Consider the following 18,487-nt stretch of genomic DNA (forward strand, 5'->3'; position numbering starts at 1 on the left):
GTTGTATACATATATTTGGAAGGAGCAGAAGTATGAAAAAGCATTTATATATAAATGGAGATTGGAAATCTGTAAACACGTATAAACCATTATACGCACCATATTCTGAAGAAACATTAGCGGAAATTGCACAAGGCACGGAAGAAGATGTAAAAGAGGCTGTTACCGCTGCAAAAAATGCAATGACAAAAATGAATACATTATCTGCATATGATCGTGCGACTATTTTAGAGAAAGTTGCACAAAAAATGGATGAAAGAAGAGAAGAATTTGCAGAGATTATTGCAAAAGAAGCTGCAAAACCAATACGTGCTGCAAGGGGAGAAGTAGATCGTACTGTTCAAACATACAAATTTGCAGCTGAAGAAGCGAAGCGTATATATGGTGAGACATTGCCATTAGACGCCGCACCTGGTGCAGATGGGCGTATTGCATATACAATCCGAAAGCCGATTGGGGTTATAGGGGCTATTACACCATTTAATTTCCCATTAAATTTAGTAGCGCATAAAGTTGGACCAGCAATCGCTGCCGGAAATACAGTTGTATTAAAGCCAGCTGATCAAACGCCATTATCATCTTATGCATTAGTTGAGTTATTTGAAGAGGCAGGATTGCCAAATGGAGCTTTAAATATCATTTCTGGCCCTGGCTCCACGGTTGGTGAGGCAATCGTCAAAAATGATTACGTTGCTTCTATTACTTTTACCGGAAGTCCAAAAGTTGGAATCGGAATAAAACAAAAGGCTGGGCTAAAACGAGTTACGTTAGAACTAGGCTCAAATGCTGCTGTTATCATTGATGAAGATGTAGAGTTAACAGATGAAATAATTGAGCGTGTAAAATGGGGAGCATTTGTTAATAATGGGCAAGTTTGTATTTCAGTACAACGTGTTTTTGTACATGAAACGAAAATGCATGAATTTCTTTCGAAGCTAAAGAAAGCGATGGAATCAGTTGTTGTTGGTGATCCACTGCTTGAGGAAACGGATGTATCAGCTTTAATTTCAAAAAGAGATGTAGAGCGAATTGATATGTGGGTTCAAGAAGCAATTAAGGAAGGAGCAACTGTTTTATGCGGTGGTAAGAAGCGGGATGCAAGAATTTTTGAACCGACTGTATTAACAAATGTTCCAGATCATGTATCTGTGCAGTGCCAAGAAGTATTCGGTCCACTCATGACAGTAAATACATTTAAAGAATTTGATGAAGCGATTGGGCAAGTAAATAATTCGCGTTACGGCTTACAGGCAGGAGTATTTACAAATAATTTATTTAAAGCAATGCGTGCAATTGATGAGCTAGAGGTTGGTGGTGTCATGATTAATGATATTCCAACGTTCAGAGTAGATCATATGCCTTATGGTGGTGTGAAAGAAAGTGGCACGGGACGCGAAGGAATTAAATATGCAATAGAAGAAATGACAGAAATGAAATTAGTATGTATTAAAAAATAAAGTGGAAAAACTTAAAACTTGCACTAAAAAACGAGTAGGAAATGTTTACGATTCCATACTCGTTTTTTACGCTTCTAGTAACTATTTAATTAAGTGTAACTTTTACTTCATTTCTTGTTTGAAAATAGTATCTTCTACATAAATTTGTTCTTTATCTATAGCAGTAGCATGAGTTAATACTAAACCGATTGGTGTTTTTGTATCTTTATTTTGAACAATTGTAAAAGGAACATTTTTTTCGTTTGCTAATTTAATGTATTTTGATAAATGTGGGTAAGCAATGCCACCATTTAGGAGGAGTTGTAATGATTGAGAAGAGCGCATGCTACCCGCTACTTCAGAGTATACATTACTTTGCATTACTTGACCGATTGTTAAAGCGATTTCCACACGCTCACGTAATGTAGTTAAATACATATTACGTTCTTCTGGTTTGTTTTGCTTTTGGCCGTAAATGCCTTCTTGGAGATAATCTTCCACATTTTTATTTACCATATTTTTCACACCTTTCATTTTCTATTGTACGCAAGAATTAAAAATGATGCAAAAAAAAGTCGTTTTGATTACGGAAATAATGAAAATATGTGAAGGAAAAAGGGGATTTGTATACAATTAGTTAAATAAGAAAGAAAAAATAATTTTATCAACAGAAATTAACAAAATGTGACAAAAATCTATTAACGAATCGTATTTTTTGTGTTAATATTCAAAATATAAAGGGTATTCGTCGTATGGAAATGGAGGGAATGGAGGTTTTTCCAATCGATAAGGATATTAAAGAAATATTTTGTTCACACTTGAAAAACAATAGGCACCAATTCGTAGAGAACTGGAAAAACAAAATGATAATTTCCGAAAAAGATCCATTTAAACTAGAAGTAGTTCAAAATGGAGAGGATTTACTAGAGTTAATTATCGAACTTACTATGGAAGATAAAGATATAAATTATCTTCAACCGTTATGTGAGAAAATTGCTATTGAACGTGCTGGAGCAGATGCGAATATTGGAGATTTTGTTTATAACGCAAACGTGGGAAGAAATGAACTTTTCGAAGCGATGTGTGAATTAGATGTTAGCGCTCGTGAATTGAAACCAATTATGGCAAAAATACATACTTGTTTTGACAAATTAATTTATTATACCGTTTTAAAATACTCGGAAATTATATCGAAGAATTTAGAGGAAAAACAGCAATATATTAACGAAACACATAAAGAAAGGCTGACGATTTTAGGGCAAATGTCAGCTAGTTTTGTACATGAATTTCGTAATCCGCTTACTTCCATTATGGGGTTTGTTAAATTATTAAAGGCGGATCATCCGAGTTTATCGTATTTAGATATTATTTCGCATGAATTAGATCAATTAAATTTTCGTATTTCGCAATTTTTACTCGTATCGAAAAAAGAAATGTGGAATGAATCGGAACGGTTTTGGCTTAATGACTTGTTTCAAGACATTATACAATTCTTATATCCGAGTTTGGTCAATGCGAATGTTTTGATTGAAAAGAATTTACCGTATCCAATTCCGCTTGTTGGTTATCGGAGTGAAGTGAGGCAAGTATTTTTAAACATATTAATGAATTCAATTGATGCTCTTGAATCAATGAAAGAAGAACGAAAAATTATCATTGATGTATTTGAAGAAGATCAAGCTATTCGAATTGTGATAAAAAATAATGGACCAATGATTCCAGCTGAAAATGTAGAAACGATTTTTGAACCATTTGTAACTACTAAAAAGTTAGGAACTGGTATTGGATTATTTGTATGTAAACAAATTGTGGAAAAACATAATGGATCCATTATGTGTCGATCAGATAACGATTGGACAGAATTTCAAATTGCATTTCAAAAATAAACAGTCTACACCAAATGAATGGTGTAGACTGTTTTAATTTGTGAGTATAAGGGCTTCTAATTTAGGATCTTTAGTTGAATAACCTACTATTGAAATTGTATAAATAACATTTGGTTCAACATTGAATTTCGGTATAGTCAATAAAACGTTTTTATTATCTGCGAGTGAAATTTCAATATCTGCTGTACCAGGGCTAACTTGCAAAAAATCTGTTATTTGTTTAAAGAGTACATTTTCAAATAAATGATCCCCATCTTTTAAATCTACGTTTACAACAGGGGTATCTGGAGAGAAATGTGCAAACCGTATTTTGGCTTGACCAGCTGGTAAATGTGTATTATCAAGTATAGGCTGTAATTGTAGGTGATTATCACTATTTATTGCAGCGAGAGTATAAGTATGATTTCCCATTATTGGTACCAACGCTGAAAAGATTGGAGTTTCATTTCCGACAGGAACAATATCTATACGGTATTTACCTTGCACTAATGATAAATAAGGGCTGAATTGCTTAAATGAAATATTTTTAATAACCGTTTGTCCGTTTACTAAAATGTCAACCGCTGGTATATTTGGATCGGCATGAAAAATTCTTATATGTGACGGTAAAGCAGCTTCTTGTGAGTCTCTTGTTTCATACGCCTGTACAAGTTTTGATAGTGCATCGTAATATTTCATATATAATTCTATATATTTTTTAGGATTACGAAACTGATAGTAACGTGCGAGTTGTTCGTATTGTGTAACTTCTTGTCCATATTTTTCGATTTCAGATTGAGACATGAACATTCCTCCTTTGTCATCATTAAAACTATATGCGAAGCAAGAAAGCGGTTATGCAAAAAAAATGATTTTATAAAGGGAAAATTAAAAATTGACAACAAATATGTTTTCATAAAGAGGTGCTGGCGCTTACGAGAATTTCGCAGAGTAAGGCAGTACATATGACTGTACGAAAGTAAAATAAATGCCAAATTGAAAGTGCATTTCAATTAACATATTGAATACATGTCCAAAAATCGCTAGAAAACTAGGGATTTTTTAAATTATAGGCAAATACACATACAAAGTGATAATTGTCCTACATAAATTATAAAGGAAAGATACTTTGAATCTGAGGAAAGGAGTGCCACTTCGGGATAGGGATATCCCGATAGTAATTGTGAATGAAGTTATGAAAAGGTTTTGTGTTATAGGCTGTAGGATGAATTTGTAAACTTCATTTTTCTATTTATTTTAGCAATTGACAGTATTAACCCATAAGAGAGCGTCATGACGAACTGATTAGTGTGGTTAATCGGTTCTTTTTTTATAGTTTAAAACTGAAAAGTTTACATAATGAATAGGAATCTGAATTGATTAGTAAGGTGGGTGTCGAAATTTGTTTTAAAATATGCAATTTAAAGTAGGATAATAGGAAGGAGTTTAACGGGAGTTCCGTCGAAGTGTACAGAATGTCGGCATTTAAGGACAGCTGGCATTATGCTATAAAAACATTTGGTGATGTAGTCATTTCATATAAAAGGGAGGGGTATTTGGGCGTATAGAAAAGGGTTGGTCTTCGTTTTTAGTTCTGAATTTTCTGTTTTATAAAGATTTTTAAGCACTCATTTGTATATTTTATAATAGTTTTTTGATAAATTCACTGCTTTTGCAGAGGATTCTTTTTTATGAAAGAAACGTCAATTTTCTTCATATATATATACAAATTGGAGAAATGGGGGAGCGCTATGCGCGATTACTTAATTAAGCCACTTGTTGGTCAGCCGTATCCAATGATTTCACATGGAAAAGGTGTTTATTTGTATGATCAAAATGGCAATAAATATTTTGATGGTTCGTCAGGAGCAATTACGGCAGGTATTGGGCATGGCGTAAAGGAGATTGCAGACGTTATTAAAAAGCAAGCTGAGGAGATTGCTTTCGTTTATAGATCACAGTTTACGAGTGAACCAGCTGAAAAATTAGCGAAGAAGTTAAGTGATTTAAGTGTAGGAGATTTGAACTGGAGTTTTTTTGTAAATAGTGGTACGGAAGCGAATGAAACAGCTATGAAAATTGCAATTCAGCATTTTCAAGAGCGAGGTATTCAAGGGAAACATAAAATTTTATCAAGATGGATGAGTTATCACGGTATTACGATGGGTGCTTTATCGATGTCTGGGCATCCACTACGTAGACAACGTTTCGTATCTATTTTGGAAGATTATCCGACTATACCAGCTCCATATTGTTTCAGATGTCCTGTTCAAAAGGTATATCCAACTTGTCAGCTGGCATGTGCGACTGAACTAGAAAGATCAATTGAAAGAATTGGTGCAGAGCATATCGCTGCTTTTATTGCTGAGCCGATTATCGGAGCAGCTGGAGGCGCGGTTGTTCCGCCGAAAGACTATTATAAAGTCATTAAAGAGATTTGCGACCATTACGATATTTTATTTATTGCGGATGAAGTAATGACTGGGCTTGGTCGTACTGGAGCATGGTTTGCGATGGAGCATTGGGGCGTAGAGCCGGATATTATGACACTTGGTAAAGGGTTAGGAGCGGGATATACACCGATGGCAGCGACAGTTGTAAGTGATCGTGTTATGGAACCAATATTACGTGGATCACGTTCAGTAATGAGCGGTCATACGTTAAGTGCAAATCCATTGTCTGCAGCAACGGCTTTAGCTGTTATTGAATATATGGAGAAATATAATCTTCCTGAAAAAACAGCAGAAAAGGGAGAGTATTTAATAAAAGGCTTACAGAAAGTTCAGCAACAATCGACAATCATTGCTGATGTGCGCGGAAAAGGGTTGCTAATCGGAGTAGAATTGCAACCGTTTACAAAAGCGTCAGAGCTTATTTCAGTTGCAGCTAAAAATGGTCTGCTTTTATACCAAGCAGTTTCAGGGCAAGCAGGAAAAGAAGATAGTGCACTGCTTGTAGCACCGCCAATGACAACTACATATTCCGAGTTAGATGAATTACTTTCAATTTTCTCTAAAAGTGTGGAAGAGATGATGCAAAAAGGAGGGCATAGTATCGCATGACAACTATTACAAATACATTCGGTAAATTAAAAGAAATTGAGGAAGTAATTTCTTTGTTCCATGATGATATGACATTGATGTTTGGGGGATTTGGAGGGATTGGATCCCCTCCATCTTTAATACAGGCAATTTTAGAAAAAGGCGTTACAAATTTAAATTTAATTGGAAATGACACTGGATTTCCTGATGTAGGTATCGGTCGTCTTGTTACAAATGAAAGAGTTAAATCAATAATTACTTCTCACATTGGCTCCAATCCAAATGCAGGAAGGCAACTAAACGAGGGAAGATTACAAATTGAGTTTTCTCCGCAGGGAACATTAGCAGAGCGTATTCGCGCTGGTGGCGTTGGTCTTGGTGGTGTTTTAGTTGATGTTGGTGTTGATACGATTGTGGAAGAGGGAAAACGAACAGTTGAAATGAATGGTAAGACCTACTTAGTTGAAACAGCATTAACTGCTGAAGTTTCAATTGTATATGCGAAAAAGGCAGATCCGTTTGGTAATCTTGTATTTGACAAAAGTGCACGAAATATGAATCCCCATGTAGCTATGGCTGGGGATATAACAATTGTAGAAGCAGAAGAAATAGTCCCGCTTGGAAGTTTAGATCCAGAGGAAATTGTCGTTCCAGGTGTTTTCGTAAATTATATTGTACCGTCGGAAGGAGTGAACTGGAAATGGGTATGGGCGTAGAAGTGAGGGATAAGATTGCTAGGCGTGCGGCGAAAGAAATACAAAATGGTATGATTGTAAATTTAGGTATTGGCATACCATCGCTTGTACCAAATCATTTGCCTGACGACATAAATGTTATGTTTCATGCGGAAAATGGAATCGTCGGCATGGGACCAACGCCAAGTAAAGGGAATGAAGATGAAAATTTGTGTAATGCAGCAGGTTTACCAACTTCTCTTATAACAGGAGCGAGTTATTTCGATAGCTGCACAGCGTTTGGGATGATTCGAAAAGGTTTGCTAGACATAACGATTCTTGGTTCATTACAAGTAAGTGAAAATGGTGATTTAGCAAACTGGATTGTACCTGGAAAACGTGTTCCAGGTATTGGTGGAGCAATGGATTTAGCACAAAAAGCGAAGCGGGTCGTTGTTGTAATGAATCATGTTGATAAGTACGGAAATGCAAAAATTGTTTCAGAGTGTACATTGCCATTAACTTCAAAGAAATGTGTAGATTTAATTATTACTGATATGGCAGTCATGGAGGTAACTCCGAGTGGACTTATATTACAAGAATTAATGAGCCCATACACAGTAGAAGATATAAAACGACATACAGAAGCTGATTTTCAAATTAGTTCTAACTTACTAGTAATTGAATGAAGGGAGATGTAATATATGGAGCAATTAAAAAAGCAAGTTTGTGATTATATTGAGAGCCATGAAGAGGAAAGTGTGAAATTTTTAAAACGATTAATTCAAGAAAAGAGCGTATCTGGTGATGAAAGCGGTGCGCAGGCAATTGTGATTGAAAAATTACGTGAATTAGGTTTAGAGCTCGATATATGGGAGCCTTCTTTTTCTAAAATGAAAGATCATCCTTATTTTGTATCACCCCGTACAAGTTTTTCAGATAGCCCAAATATTGTAGCAACTTTAAAAGGAAGTGGCGACGGGAAATCTATGATATTGAATGGGCATATTGATGTAGTTCCAGAAGGGGATGTGAATCAGTGGGAACATCATCCTTATAGCGGTGAGAAAATCGGAAATCGTATATATGGCCGTGGAACGACGGATATGAAGGGCGGAAATGTCGCACTTATGCTTGCGATGGAAGCGATTATTGAATCTAACATTGAATTAAAAGGAGACATCTATTTTCAAAGTGTAATAGAAGAGGAAAGTGGCGGAGCAGGGACATTGGCAACTATATTACGAGGATATAAGGCAGATGGTGTCATTATTCCGGAGCCTACTAATATGAAGTTTTTCCCGAAACAACAAGGTTCCATGTGGTTTCGTCTACGTGTAAAAGGGAAAGCTGCACACGGTGGAACGCGCTATGAAGGGGTTAGTGCAATTGAAAAAAGTATGTTTGTTATAGAACATGTAAGAAAGCTAGAGGAGAAAAGAAATAGTCGAATTACAGATCCGTTATTTAAAGAAATTCCGATTCCAATTCCAATTAACATTGGGAAAATTGAAGGAGGGAGTTGGCCAAGTTCTGTTCCCGATGAATTAATTTTAGAAGGAAGATGCGGTGTTGCGCCGAATGAGACTATAGAGGCGGCAAAAGAAGAGTTTGAGAATTGGATTGCTGAATTAAATGATGTGGACAATTGGTTTGTTGAAAATCCAGTAGAAGTAGAATGGTTTGGAGCGAGATGGGTTCCTGGTGAACTAGAAGAGAATCATGAACTCATTACGACACTTCATCACAACTTTGTTGAAATCGAAGGGAACGAACCAATTATTGAAGCATCTCCGTGGGGGACTGATGGAGGTTTATTTACACAAATTGCAAACGTACCAACAATAGTATTTGGTCCAGGAGAGACGAAAGTAGCACACTATCCAAACGAATATATAGAAGTTGATAAAATGATAGCTGCCGCAAAAATTATTGCATGTACATTACTAGATTGGTGTGAGGTGAAAAAATGAAATACTATGAATCTTTTAGAGAACAGACGAATTGTTATACAGTAGAAGGTGTTTTAGATTATTTTAATAAGCGTATTCGGGTAGATCACTATACAGGAAATGTTGAAAGTATTATACAGACAATTGACGAACTAGCAGAGAAACATTCTTTCACTAAATGTATTATTAAAGGAAAGGGAGAGCATGTTTCAACATGGCTCTCTTTCGGTTTTTTGTTGGAAGCAACGATACCTCATTATTTTCAAGGAAACGATGCATACTTTTTTGTGAAATATAATAATGATGAAAGACGAAATAGTATGCATTGGATTGAGGAAGATACTATATTAAGCGGTGTAAAAGGAAAAGAAATAAAAGAAAAAGTAGTTCCAGAGAAATTTTTGCTGAGAAAAGCGACTGAAGAAGATGCAGAAGAATTAGCAACTGTATTCGGAAAAGTATTTGAAGTGTATCCGACACCTTTAAATGAAGCGAGTTATGTATTACAGACGATGAAAGAAGACGATACAATTTACTACGTGTATGAATTTGAGGGGAAAATTATTAGTACAGCATCTGCAGAAATGAACATAAAGGAAGGGAATGCAGAATTAACGAATTGTGCTACTTTACCTGAATACCGTAAACATGGATTTATGAAAAGTTTACTAATTAAATTAGAGGAAGAACTTCAAGAAAGATCTATTTTCTGCTCCTATACAATTGCTCGATCGCTTTCTTTCGGAATGAATGCTGCCTTTCATCAATTAGGCTATACGTATACAGGAAGACTGGCGAATAATTGCTACATTTTCGATAAGTTGGAAGATATGAATATATGGGTGAAAGATCTATCTAGCTATTCGAAAGCAGTAAAACTTCCGCCTCAAAATTTGGCTGTAAAGCAAAACAGTTAGGTGGAGCTGGGTGTTTGAAAAAGCCGTACTAATTAGAGTTTCGAGTTATCTAATGAAAATATAAAATTGATTAAAATTATAGAACGGAATCGTCATGCTTACAATCGCACATAGGTGTGCCGAAAATTCGGCATGTAATTGCTGGATTTTCGGCAAGAGGGGGGATGACATTGCTAGCAGTTTCGACACAAGAAGTCATTGAAGCGATTTTGGGCAGTATTGATGAGGCTATACACGCTGTAGATGAAAATGGAATTACAATATTTTATAATTCTGTAGCTGCAAAACACGATGGATCGAAGATTGAAAAAGTGTTAGGGAAACATCTGTTAGAAGCGTTCCCGTCTTTATCAAGGGAAACGAGTACATTGATGAAAGTACTAGATACAAAAAAACCTATCGTACATCAGGTACAACATTATCAAAATTTAAATGGTGAAGATGTTTGTACAGTAAATACGACGTTACCTATTTTTATAGATGGGAATATTGCTGGGGCTGTTGAAATTGCAAAGGATTACTCTACAATTCAAAAGCTTACTGACACAATTGTTGACTTACAGTCGAAAATAAAGCGATCATCTAGAAAAAAAGTGATTAAAAAGCACGCTGCATTTGAGACGATAGTGACAAATGATACGCGGTTTAAACAGACGAAAGAGTTAGCACAAAAAGTAGCACCAACAGACGCGAATGTTTTAATATATGGTGAAACAGGAACGGGAAAAGAACTGTTCGTACAAGCAATTCATGAAGCTTCTAAAAGAAAAAACAAGCCATTTATTGCACAAAACTGTGCAGCTTTACCAGAGTCGCTATTAGAAAGTTTATTGTTTGGAACGACAAAAGGAAGCTATACGGGAGCGATTGAAAGAGCTGGGCTATTTGAACTTGTTGATGGTGGTACATTATTTTTAGATGAACTGAATTCAATGCCTCTTGATTTGCAGGCAAAAATGTTACGAGTGTTAGAAGATGGAGTCATTAGAAGAATTGGTGATAATAAGACGAGAAAAGTAGATGTTCGTGTTATTACCGCGATGAACCAGCCTCCAGAAATATGTTTACGAGAGAATAAAATTCGCACTGATTTATATTATCGCTTAAACGTATTTTCATTATATATCCCACCGCTTCGTGAAAGAACTGAGGATGTACTATTATTAGCATCTTATTTTTTGAAAGAATATAATAAAAGTTATAAAAAAGGTGTACTTCAAATTGATGAGGAAGCGAAAGATAGACTGCAAGCTTATCAGTGGCCTGGAAATGTACGGGAGTTAAAACATACGATTGAACATGCTGTTATTATTGCAGAAGGGAATACATTAACAGCCAATTGTTTACCACGTACATTTCGGAAAGAGAAGTTTTCGAAGAAGAAGGGTATAATGCCACTTAGAGAAGCACTTCATCAAACAGAAAAAGAATTAATAGATCAAGCGTTGATTGAAACGGAAGGGAATATATTACAAGCCGCAAAAATGTTGGGTATCCCTCGTCAAACGCTTCAATATAAACTGAGCAAGTACGACAAAACCGCCGAATAATCGGCGGTTTTTGTGTGTTTGCACCAATAAAAGAGCGTTTACATATATAAAAAGTAATGAATATGATGTTAAGTATTGATTTCATACAACGCTTAAAAATATTTTTTCGCTTATGTAATAGGGTTCTCCGCACATTTACTTATCAACAATGTAAAGTTGGCATAACTATTGCTTATATAAAGAATGAGCGTATAAAAAGGGGGAATAGCAATGTTACATGATGTATACAAACCAAATCGTCACTGGAAGGATATCGAATTATGGAAAGATGTTACTGAAGAGCAATGGAATGATTGGGTTTGGCAATTAACGAATACGATCAAAACGTTAGATGACTTAAGAAAAGTGATTAACTTAACACCTGAAGAAGAAGAGGGCGTTAAAATTTCAACGAAAACGATCCCGTTAAACATTACACCGTACTATGCTTGGCTAATGAATCCTGATGATCCACGCTGTCCGATTCGGATGCAATCAGTACCGATTTCGGAAGAGTTATATAAAACAAAATATGATTTAGAAGACCCACTTCACGAAGACGAAGATTCACCAGTTCCAGGGCTAACACATCGTTATCCGGACCGTGTACTATTCTTAGTAACAAATCAATGTTCTATGTATTGTCGTTACTGTACACGTCGTCGTTTTAGTGGACAAATTGGAATGGGTGTACCGAAGAAACAATTAGATGATGCAATTGCTTATATTCGTGAAACGCCACAAGTACGAGATGTATTAATCTCCGGTGGTGACGGACTTCTAATTAACGATAAAATTTTAGAATATGTATTAAAAAATTTACGAGAGATTCCGCATGTTGAGATTATTCGTATCGGAACGAGAGCACCAGTAGTATTCCCACAACGTATTACAGAAAACTTATGTAACATTATTAAAAAATACCATCCAGTATGGTTAAATACACATTTCAATACATCTATTGAAATTACTGAAGAATCGAAAAAGGCATGTGAAATGTTAGCGAATGCTGGTGTTCCAGTCGGAAACCAAGCAGTAATTTTAGCTGGTATTAACGACAGCGTTCCAATTATGAAAAAACTTATGCATGACTTAGTAAAAATCCGTGTACGTCCATACTACATTTATCAATGTGACTTATCTGAAGGTATCGGTCACTTCCGTGCACCAGTATCTAAAGGTCTTGAAATTATTGAAGGTTTACGTGGACACACATCTGGTTATGCTGTTCCGACATTCGTTGTTGATGCGCCAGGTGGAGGCGGTAAAATTGCACTTCAGCCAAACTATTTAATCTCACAAAGTGCAGATAAAGTTGTACTTCGTAACTTTGAAGGTGTTATTACGACGTATCCAGAGCCAGAGAGCTATATTCCAGGAAGAGCGGAAGGATACTTTAAAGAGATTTATCCGAACTACGAAGAAAAACGTTCAGATGTTGGTATCGCAGGTCTTATGAGCGATAAGAAATTTAACCTCGTTCCAGACGACTTACAGCGTATGAACCGTCGTAAAGACTACGAAGATAATGATACTCATGCATCTTTAAAAGATAAACGTGATAAGCGCGATCAATTAAAAGATAAAAAATATCAAGCACAAATGGCTAAGTTAGAAGAAAACGACAAAAAAACTGAGGGTGATGCAGTATGAATTGTATGTGGTGTGACAGTACAGAAGCGAAAGAAAGCTTGAATACTGTATATTGGGAATTACCAGATGGTACGAAAGCCATTGAAATCCAAGAGACACCATGTATTTCTTGTTCCTCGTGCGGGATGGACTATCAATCAGACCATACAGTAAAAGAAATTGAAGATCAATTATTCTTAATTTACACGAAAGATTTACCAAAACAACTAACATATGAAGAATTAATGGGAAGACCGCGTCTATTAAAAAGAAATTATTTCGACTTTTAACCAGCTTTTATGCTGGTTTTTTTCTTTTTTGCCTTGTATAATGTACCCAAGTTAGAAAGGTAGGGAATATTTTTGAAAAAGACATTTTACCATTATATGATGAAGCATCGTGCAGCTTTATTTAGAAATGAAATTTCAGATTTAGCAGAGGCGATGTATGATGATTTAAGTTTTCCGAAGCAATCTGAAGACTATGATGAAATTAGTTCATACTTAGAGTTGAGCGGAATGCTAGAAAGTATGTCTATATTTGATGAAGCCTGGGATTTATACATACAAGATAGATAAAAACTATTTGAAAACATACAGAATACATTACTTTATTTAAAGTGAAGTATTCTGTATGTTTTTTATTATGAAATTTGTTGATTTGAAGCTAGTCTAGTTACTAGCTTTTTTTGAGTGCAATGTAAATTTTATAAGATTATATTTTTTATTGAAAAAATTTATGAATATAAGCTTCTGTGATAAGCGTTTTTATGTAGGTTGCATATACTGATATCAAAATCACGACGTCAAAAAAAGGAGAGATAGAGATGGCAAGAAAAAAACAACCTAAATACAACGTAGGGGACATAGTCGTGATTACGCTATATGGAACCGTTGGGAAAATTACAAATATGAAGGTTTTAGATGGAGTTTATGTATACGAAGTCAATAATCACGATGGGTTTTACGTAGAGCAAACATTGCAGCACGTTACAGAGCAAGATATGAAAAAGGGCGATACGGAGTGGATTGAATTAAATTATAATTTCACGTTTGGTGATCTTGTGCAAGTAACTGGATATGATAAAGATGTTTTCCGTATTGTTGGTTTTCGTACAGAAGTATGGAGATATAAGAATGACGCATGGGAAGATACAATTTATGAATTGTCACGGATTACGGATGGTGAATGGTTAGAAGCGGATGAATCAGATTTAACGTTACTCGCCAATGCTCAAACGGCAAATGCAATTTTGAAGAAAATGAAACAAGATAAAGCAGGTATGAATAAATTAGATTTAGGAAAGTTAAAGTCAATTAACAACTCGAAAAAAGTGAGTGTTAAGACGAATCGTCAAGAAATCATTGATGGATTACTTGATATTTATAACGATTATCAATTATTGTTCGATACATTTAAAGATGAAGAATATAAAATTGTAATGGATGTTGTTCATAATTATTTAGTTAAATTGACAGAGAAAAAATAGTTAACTAGAAAGAGAGAATAAATTGAACAACAACATATGCAGTATAAGGTATGCCTACAACTATTAAAAAAATAAAAAGCCACTTTATAAGAGAGTCTGCCCATTGATCTTCATGCATGAACTCTTCTTTTGTTTGTCCTACTTCATATTGATTTTCCATTATTATTTCCCCCTTTGAATAGCTTGTACTACAATCGTATGCATCTCGTCCAAAGCTTATGACCTATAAAAAAATAAAATCTATTTTTCTAATCTCATATACATAATTTTGAGATTTTTTCATAAAACAGAAATAAAGGAGTGATGCTCATGAAGGAAATTGAAGTCGTGATTGATACGGAAGAGATTGCGGAGTTTTTTTATGAGCAACTAATTGAAAGAGGGTACGTCCCAAAACGAGAAGAAATTGAAGATCTCGCAGATATTACATTTGAGTATTTATTAGAGAAATGTATGATTGATGAAGTTTTTGATGAAGAGGATGAATGAAAGTAACGACGGGCATAACTCGTCGTTTTTTACTCTTTACAAACCTGTCACAAATATAGTCAATAATTATTGGTATAATGAAAAGGAAATTTTACTCAAGAGGTGAAGGAATGTTCAAAAAAATTATTGATTCTTTATTAGGAAAGAAAAAATATCGTTCGTATTCAAGTAGTGATTATCGTCGTAGAGGGCGCTCGTATTCAAGTAGCGACTATAAACGACGTTCATCTGGTTATGGACATCAACATTATAAAAGAAAACATAAAAGCCGTAGCTTCTTTTCAAGTAGCTGATGAAATGGTGTCGTGTACTAGCATTATTTGATAGACCACTGCGAAAAAATACAATTGTTGCAGAACGTTATAAAATTGAATCAGTAATTGGAATGGGCAGTTATGGGGTTACATACGTCGTTAATGATTTACAAACAAATAGATATAAAGTCTTAAAACAATTAAGACAAAGTAAACAAAGATATGAGTCTGGTAGAAAATCATTTGAACAAGAGAAAATGATTTTACAAACATTAAATCATTATGCAATTCCTAGTCTATATGATCATTTCATATGGGAGAAAAAGAGCTTCTTTGTGATGGAGTACATGCCTGGTGAAAATTTTGAAGATTATATTTTCATAGATGGGTATGTATATACAGAACGTGAAGTTTTTAAGATTTTATATGAAATATTAGAAATTGTATCGGTGTTTCATAGTGAAGGCATTATTCATCGAGATTTACGCATTCCAAACATACTAATGAAAGAAAATCAAATTAGTATTATTGATTTTGGATTGGCTAAATGGAAAGGTGAGGATGATGAGCGAGCTACAACTTACGAAGGTGAACAAGCTTTGATGCGAGAAGTTCACTTTCGTAGCGACTTTTATGCGCTCGGTCATTTCTCATTATTTTTATTATATGCAGGATATGAATCTAATGAAAAACAGGAAAAACCATGGTACGAAGAATTAACTTTGGAACATTATAATCGCGAAATTCTTATGCGAATGTTACAAATAAAAACGCCGTACTATGAGAATGTACAAGATTTAAAACAAGATGTAGCTTCTGCTTTAGAAAGGATGGAGACTCCATGTTTCAAAAGTTTTTAGCAAGCGTTGGTATTGGAAGTGCAAAGGTAGATACTGTTCTTGAAAAAGATGAGTATATTGTTGGGGAAGAAATAGTTGGAAAGGTTCATATAACTGGAGGTTCAGTTAGCCAACAAATTGAAAGCATTTACTTAACATTATCGACGTCGTATGTACGAGAAGTGGATGATAAAAAAGTAACAGCAACATATGATTTAGAGCGAGTACGCTTAACAGAACCTTTTTCTGTAGAACCGAATGAAAAAGTTGAAATTCCATTTTCTTTTCCAATGCCAATTGAAGCACCACTTACACTTGGTATGAAAACGGTTTGGATTCATACAGGTCTTGATATTAAACGTAGTATAGACCCAAGTGACCGCGACTACGTTCAAGTGTTACCCAATGCATTATTAAGTAGTGTTTTAGATAGTGTAAATGAATTAGGGTTTAAAGCACGTCATATAGAATGTGAAGAATTACCGCACCGATTACGTAAGCAAGTTCCATTCGCACAAGAATTTGAGTTTATTCCGGTTTCTGGAGAGCACTATGGGAAATTAGATGAATTAGAATTATTAATCTTGCCACGTGCATACGACCGACTAGAAATTATTATGGAAGTAGATAGAAAATCCCGTGGTTTAGCTGGATTATTCGCTGAGGCGCTTGATCTTGATGAGAAGGTGATTCGTTTTACCGTAACAAGAGAAGATATCCCTGAGATGAAGCGGAAAATTAATAATTATATTTTTTAATAAACTATGCATAAAAAAGAAATGGAGAGGAAAACTAAAACAACCGCTCCATTTTTTTGCATAGTGAGGTTATGTATGTGAAACGATATCGACATTTATACTTGCTAAGTTTTACGTTACTCATTTGTTTTGTCGTATTATCACTTTCGTATCATACCGCTTGTATTGAGAACTTTGACAATATAGTCGCACATTTTATTCAAAGCTTTCGAAACGATTATTTGACGACCTATTTTACTTGGGTGTCTTTTATCGGTTCCAAAAGAATATATTTTCCATTACTCATTATTCTTGTAATGTATTTTCTCGTTAGAAAAAAGTTGCTTAGTGCGTTACTTCTAACAATTAATTACTACGGATCTCGTTATTTAAACAGTATGCTTAAACTATGGTACGAACGAGCAAGACCTGATGTCACGCAGCTTGTTACTGCAACTGGATATAGTTTTCCGAGCGGTCATACGATGAATGCTACTGCTTTTTTAGGATTTATTGCATACGTCACAATTACTGAAGAACGTATTTCGTTGCATAAAAAATTGTTAATTATTCTTATAGCAAGCTTTGTTGTATTATCTATTTCAGTTAGCCGAATATATCTTGGCGTGCACTATCCATCTGACATATTAGCAGGATGGGCAGCTGGCGGTAGCTGGCTCGTTTTATGTGTTATATTCCATAAAACGTTCATAAAAAAAGAACCTATGTCATAATAGGTTCTTTTTTCATTGGCTCAACATGAATGTGTGCATGGTAAATTCCAAATTTTTTGCGCAGCATAGCTTCGATGTTGTCGGTAATACAGTGACTTTCTCCAACATCCATGCGAGCATCTACTTCAATTGTAATATCAACGTACGTTTGATTCCCATACATACGTGCTCGAATATCTACAATGTTTTCCACACCGCCAATATGCTCAATAGCATCAGCGTATTCTTCCATTTTATCAGGATCAATTCCATCTGTTAGCATATGAGAAGATTCTACGAAAATCTCCCATGCAGTTTTACAAATAATAAGACCGACAATTAAAGCGGCAATAGGGTCTAAAATAGGCATTTGGAACTGAGAACCGACAATACCTACTACGGTACCAATACTTACGAGTGCATCTGATAAATTATCCTTTGCAGCGGCTTCTAATGATTTACTTTTTGTTCGTGCTGCAATTTTTTTCGTATACAAATACACGCAGTACATAACGACAGCAGAAAATAAAGCAACCCATGCAGCGAGTACATTAGGCGCTGCTTGTTTCGGATTTAAGAAAGATTGAATGGCACTAATAACAACTTCTAATCCGACTGTTGCCATAATGAAGGACGCAACAAGTGATGCGATTTGTTCGGCACGCGAATGCCCATACGGATGATCTGGGTCACGAGGTTTACGAGATATTTTTAGACCAATTAATATCGCTAAAGAAGCACCGATATCCGTTAAGTTATTTAAACCGTCAGCGCGTAATGCGCTAGAGAGGGTAATATAACTGATGATGATTTTCATAGAGGATAAAAATATGTAGGCCATAATGCTGACAATAGCACCTTTATCAGCTTCTTTATGAGAAAGAGTATCCATTTTAATCACTCACCTTTCTTTAAAGGAA

General features: G+C 35.2%; 21 protein-coding genes. 17 read left to right on the forward strand and 4 right to left on the reverse strand.

What is annotated here, in order from left to right; all coding sequences use genetic code 11:
* Positions 1–32: 32 nt before the first annotated feature.
* Complete coding sequence (locus ACTFP3_RS07665; RefSeq protein WP_000716460.1) at positions 33–1,457, forward strand: aldehyde dehydrogenase family protein; 1,425 nt, start codon at positions 33–35, stop codon at positions 1,455–1,457.
* 102 nt (positions 1,458–1,559) lie between these two features.
* Here the strand turns inward: ACTFP3_RS07665 and ACTFP3_RS07670 are convergent, their stop codons facing one another.
* Positions 1,560–1,952 (reverse strand): YueI family protein, encoded by a 393-nt coding sequence (locus ACTFP3_RS07670; RefSeq protein WP_000247558.1) that lies wholly within the window; start codon positions 1,950–1,952, stop codon positions 1,560–1,562.
* Positions 1,953–2,188: 236 nt separating this feature from the next.
* Here ACTFP3_RS07670 and ACTFP3_RS07675 point away from each other — a divergent pair, with 236 nt between their 5' ends.
* Positions 2,189–3,322: a BA2291 family sporulation histidine kinase gene (locus ACTFP3_RS07675; protein ID WP_000425086.1), complete on the forward strand. Its 1,134-nt coding sequence runs from the start codon at positions 2,189–2,191 to the stop codon at positions 3,320–3,322.
* A 33-nt stretch (positions 3,323–3,355) separates the two neighbouring features.
* Here the strand turns inward: ACTFP3_RS07675 and ACTFP3_RS07680 are convergent, their stop codons facing one another.
* Positions 3,356–4,105, reverse strand: coding sequence for a DUF4397 domain-containing protein (locus tag ACTFP3_RS07680; RefSeq protein ID WP_000083285.1), 750 nt, complete (start codon positions 4,103–4,105; stop codon positions 3,356–3,358).
* 947 nt (positions 4,106–5,052) lie between these two features.
* Here ACTFP3_RS07680 and ACTFP3_RS07685 point away from each other — a divergent pair.
* From ACTFP3_RS07685 to ACTFP3_RS07730, 10 genes are all read left to right on the forward strand, one after another.
* A complete protein-coding gene (locus ACTFP3_RS07685; protein ID WP_042866874.1) occupies positions 5,053–6,363 on the forward strand; it encodes an aspartate aminotransferase family protein in 1,311 nt (436 codons plus the stop codon).
* Positions 6,360–7,058, forward strand: a complete 699-nt coding sequence (gene atoD / locus ACTFP3_RS07690) for an acetate CoA-transferase subunit alpha (RefSeq protein ID WP_000208102.1) — start codon at positions 6,360–6,362, stop codon at positions 7,056–7,058. The genes ACTFP3_RS07685 and atoD overlap by 4 nt, the downstream gene beginning before the upstream one ends.
* Entirely contained in the window at positions 7,043–7,705 is a 663-nt protein-coding gene (locus ACTFP3_RS07695) for a CoA transferase subunit B (RefSeq protein ID WP_000525277.1), read from the forward strand. Before atoD ends, ACTFP3_RS07695 begins: the two co-directional genes overlap by 16 nt.
* 15 nt (positions 7,706–7,720) lie before the next feature.
* Positions 7,721–8,989, forward strand: a complete 1,269-nt coding sequence (locus ACTFP3_RS07700) for a peptidase (protein ID WP_000436698.1) — start codon at positions 7,721–7,723, stop codon at positions 8,987–8,989.
* Positions 8,986–9,885, forward strand: coding sequence for a putative beta-lysine N-acetyltransferase (gene ablB, locus ACTFP3_RS07705; RefSeq protein WP_061113374.1), 900 nt, complete (start codon positions 8,986–8,988; stop codon positions 9,883–9,885). Before ACTFP3_RS07700 ends, ablB begins: the two co-directional genes overlap by 4 nt.
* 164 nt (positions 9,886–10,049) lie before the next feature.
* Positions 10,050–11,435 carry an arginine utilization transcriptional regulator RocR gene (gene rocR / locus ACTFP3_RS07710; protein WP_011110073.1) on the forward strand — a complete coding sequence of 462 codons (1,386 nt, stop codon included), beginning with the start codon at positions 10,050–10,052 and terminating at the stop codon, positions 11,433–11,435.
* A gap of 210 nt (positions 11,436–11,645) precedes the next feature.
* A complete protein-coding gene (gene ablA, locus ACTFP3_RS07715) occupies positions 11,646–13,067 on the forward strand; it encodes a lysine 2,3-aminomutase (protein WP_000902142.1) in 1,422 nt (473 codons plus the stop codon).
* A complete protein-coding gene (locus ACTFP3_RS07720) occupies positions 13,064–13,336 on the forward strand; it encodes a YokU family protein (RefSeq protein ID WP_000995763.1) in 273 nt (90 codons plus the stop codon). Before ablA ends, ACTFP3_RS07720 begins: the two co-directional genes overlap by 4 nt.
* A gap of 72 nt (positions 13,337–13,408) precedes the next feature.
* On the forward strand, positions 13,409–13,624 hold the full coding sequence (locus ACTFP3_RS07725) for a YozE family protein (RefSeq protein WP_000750717.1): 216 nt from the start codon (positions 13,409–13,411) through the stop codon (positions 13,622–13,624).
* A 248-nt stretch (positions 13,625–13,872) separates the two neighbouring features.
* A complete protein-coding gene (locus ACTFP3_RS07730; protein WP_000101499.1) occupies positions 13,873–14,535 on the forward strand; it encodes a hypothetical protein in 663 nt (220 codons plus the stop codon).
* 4 nt (positions 14,536–14,539) lie between these two features.
* Here ACTFP3_RS07730 and ACTFP3_RS07735 read toward each other — a convergent pair whose 3' ends face one another.
* Positions 14,540–14,695: a DUF3930 family protein gene (locus ACTFP3_RS07735; protein WP_000431486.1), complete on the reverse strand. Its 156-nt coding sequence runs from the start codon at positions 14,693–14,695 to the stop codon at positions 14,540–14,542.
* A gap of 149 nt (positions 14,696–14,844) precedes the next feature.
* Between ACTFP3_RS07735 and ACTFP3_RS07740 the strand changes: the two genes are divergently transcribed.
* The 5 genes from ACTFP3_RS07740 to ACTFP3_RS07760 all read left to right on the forward strand — a co-directional run bounded on the left by ACTFP3_RS07740 (position 14,845) and on the right by ACTFP3_RS07760 (position 17,588).
* Positions 14,845–15,024 carry a YozD family protein gene (locus ACTFP3_RS07740; protein ID WP_000658451.1) on the forward strand — a complete coding sequence of 60 codons (180 nt, stop codon included), beginning with the start codon at positions 14,845–14,847 and terminating at the stop codon, positions 15,022–15,024.
* Positions 15,025–15,134: 110 nt separating this feature from the next.
* The gene (locus tag ACTFP3_RS07745; protein ID WP_016122446.1) at positions 15,135–15,317 is read left to right on the forward strand and encodes a hypothetical protein; all 183 of its coding nucleotides are present in this window, start codon (positions 15,135–15,137) and stop codon (positions 15,315–15,317) included.
* Positions 15,317–16,138, forward strand: coding sequence for a serine/threonine protein kinase (locus tag ACTFP3_RS07750; RefSeq protein ID WP_006927693.1), 822 nt, complete (start codon positions 15,317–15,319; stop codon positions 16,136–16,138). The genes ACTFP3_RS07745 and ACTFP3_RS07750 overlap by 1 nt, the downstream gene beginning before the upstream one ends.
* Positions 16,120–16,875, forward strand: a complete 756-nt coding sequence (locus ACTFP3_RS07755) for a sporulation protein (protein ID WP_000486626.1) — start codon at positions 16,120–16,122, stop codon at positions 16,873–16,875. The genes ACTFP3_RS07750 and ACTFP3_RS07755 overlap by 19 nt, the downstream gene beginning before the upstream one ends.
* A gap of 77 nt (positions 16,876–16,952) precedes the next feature.
* A complete protein-coding gene (locus ACTFP3_RS07760) occupies positions 16,953–17,588 on the forward strand; it encodes a phosphatase PAP2 family protein (protein ID WP_000833370.1) in 636 nt (211 codons plus the stop codon).
* Here ACTFP3_RS07760 and ACTFP3_RS07765 read toward each other — a convergent pair.
* Positions 17,578–18,459, reverse strand: a complete 882-nt coding sequence (locus ACTFP3_RS07765; protein ID WP_000380385.1) for a cation diffusion facilitator family transporter — start codon at positions 18,457–18,459, stop codon at positions 17,578–17,580. The two genes, ACTFP3_RS07760 and ACTFP3_RS07765, sit on opposite strands and share 11 nt — an antisense overlap.
* Between the last annotated feature and the right edge of the window lie 28 nt (positions 18,460–18,487).

Source organism: Bacillus cereus group sp. MYBK5-2, from assembly GCF_051915685.1.
GTDB lineage: Bacteria > Bacillota > Bacilli > Bacillales > Bacillaceae_G > Bacillus_A > Bacillus_A cereus.

Bases quoted from the DNA above. Each gene is read 5' to 3' on its own strand.
- ACTFP3_RS07665 (WP_000716460.1), top strand. From the start codon at position 33: ATGAAAAAGCATTTATATATAAATGGAGATTGGAAATCTGTAAACACG.
- ACTFP3_RS07670 (WP_000247558.1), bottom strand. From the start codon at position 1,952: ATGGTAAATAAAAATGTGGAAGATTATCTCCAAGAAGGCATTTACGGC.
- ACTFP3_RS07675 (WP_000425086.1), top strand. From the start codon at position 2,189: ATGGAAATGGAGGGAATGGAGGTTTTTCCAATCGATAAGGATATTAAA.
- ACTFP3_RS07680 (WP_000083285.1), bottom strand. From the start codon at position 4,105: ATGTCTCAATCTGAAATCGAAAAATATGGACAAGAAGTTACACAATAC.
- ACTFP3_RS07685 (WP_042866874.1), top strand. From the start codon at position 5,053: ATGCGCGATTACTTAATTAAGCCACTTGTTGGTCAGCCGTATCCAATG.
- atoD (WP_000208102.1), top strand. From the start codon at position 6,360: ATGACAACTATTACAAATACATTCGGTAAATTAAAAGAAATTGAGGAA.
- ACTFP3_RS07695 (WP_000525277.1), top strand. From the start codon at position 7,043: ATGGGTATGGGCGTAGAAGTGAGGGATAAGATTGCTAGGCGTGCGGCG.
- ACTFP3_RS07700 (WP_000436698.1), top strand. From the start codon at position 7,721: ATGGAGCAATTAAAAAAGCAAGTTTGTGATTATATTGAGAGCCATGAA.
- ablB (WP_061113374.1), top strand. From the start codon at position 8,986: ATGAAATACTATGAATCTTTTAGAGAACAGACGAATTGTTATACAGTA.
- rocR (WP_011110073.1), top strand. From the start codon at position 10,050: ATGACATTGCTAGCAGTTTCGACACAAGAAGTCATTGAAGCGATTTTG.
- ablA (WP_000902142.1), top strand. From the start codon at position 11,646: ATGTTACATGATGTATACAAACCAAATCGTCACTGGAAGGATATCGAA.
- ACTFP3_RS07720 (WP_000995763.1), top strand. From the start codon at position 13,064: ATGAATTGTATGTGGTGTGACAGTACAGAAGCGAAAGAAAGCTTGAAT.
- ACTFP3_RS07730 (WP_000101499.1), top strand. From the start codon at position 13,873: ATGGCAAGAAAAAAACAACCTAAATACAACGTAGGGGACATAGTCGTG.
- ACTFP3_RS07735 (WP_000431486.1), bottom strand. From the start codon at position 14,695: ATGGAAAATCAATATGAAGTAGGACAAACAAAAGAAGAGTTCATGCAT.
- ACTFP3_RS07740 (WP_000658451.1), top strand. From the start codon at position 14,845: ATGAAGGAAATTGAAGTCGTGATTGATACGGAAGAGATTGCGGAGTTT.
- ACTFP3_RS07745 (WP_016122446.1), top strand. From the start codon at position 15,135: ATGTTCAAAAAAATTATTGATTCTTTATTAGGAAAGAAAAAATATCGT.
- ACTFP3_RS07750 (WP_006927693.1), top strand. From the start codon at position 15,317: ATGAAATGGTGTCGTGTACTAGCATTATTTGATAGACCACTGCGAAAA.
- ACTFP3_RS07755 (WP_000486626.1), top strand. From the start codon at position 16,120: ATGTTTCAAAAGTTTTTAGCAAGCGTTGGTATTGGAAGTGCAAAGGTA.
- ACTFP3_RS07765 (WP_000380385.1), bottom strand. From the start codon at position 18,459: ATGGATACTCTTTCTCATAAAGAAGCTGATAAAGGTGCTATTGTCAGC.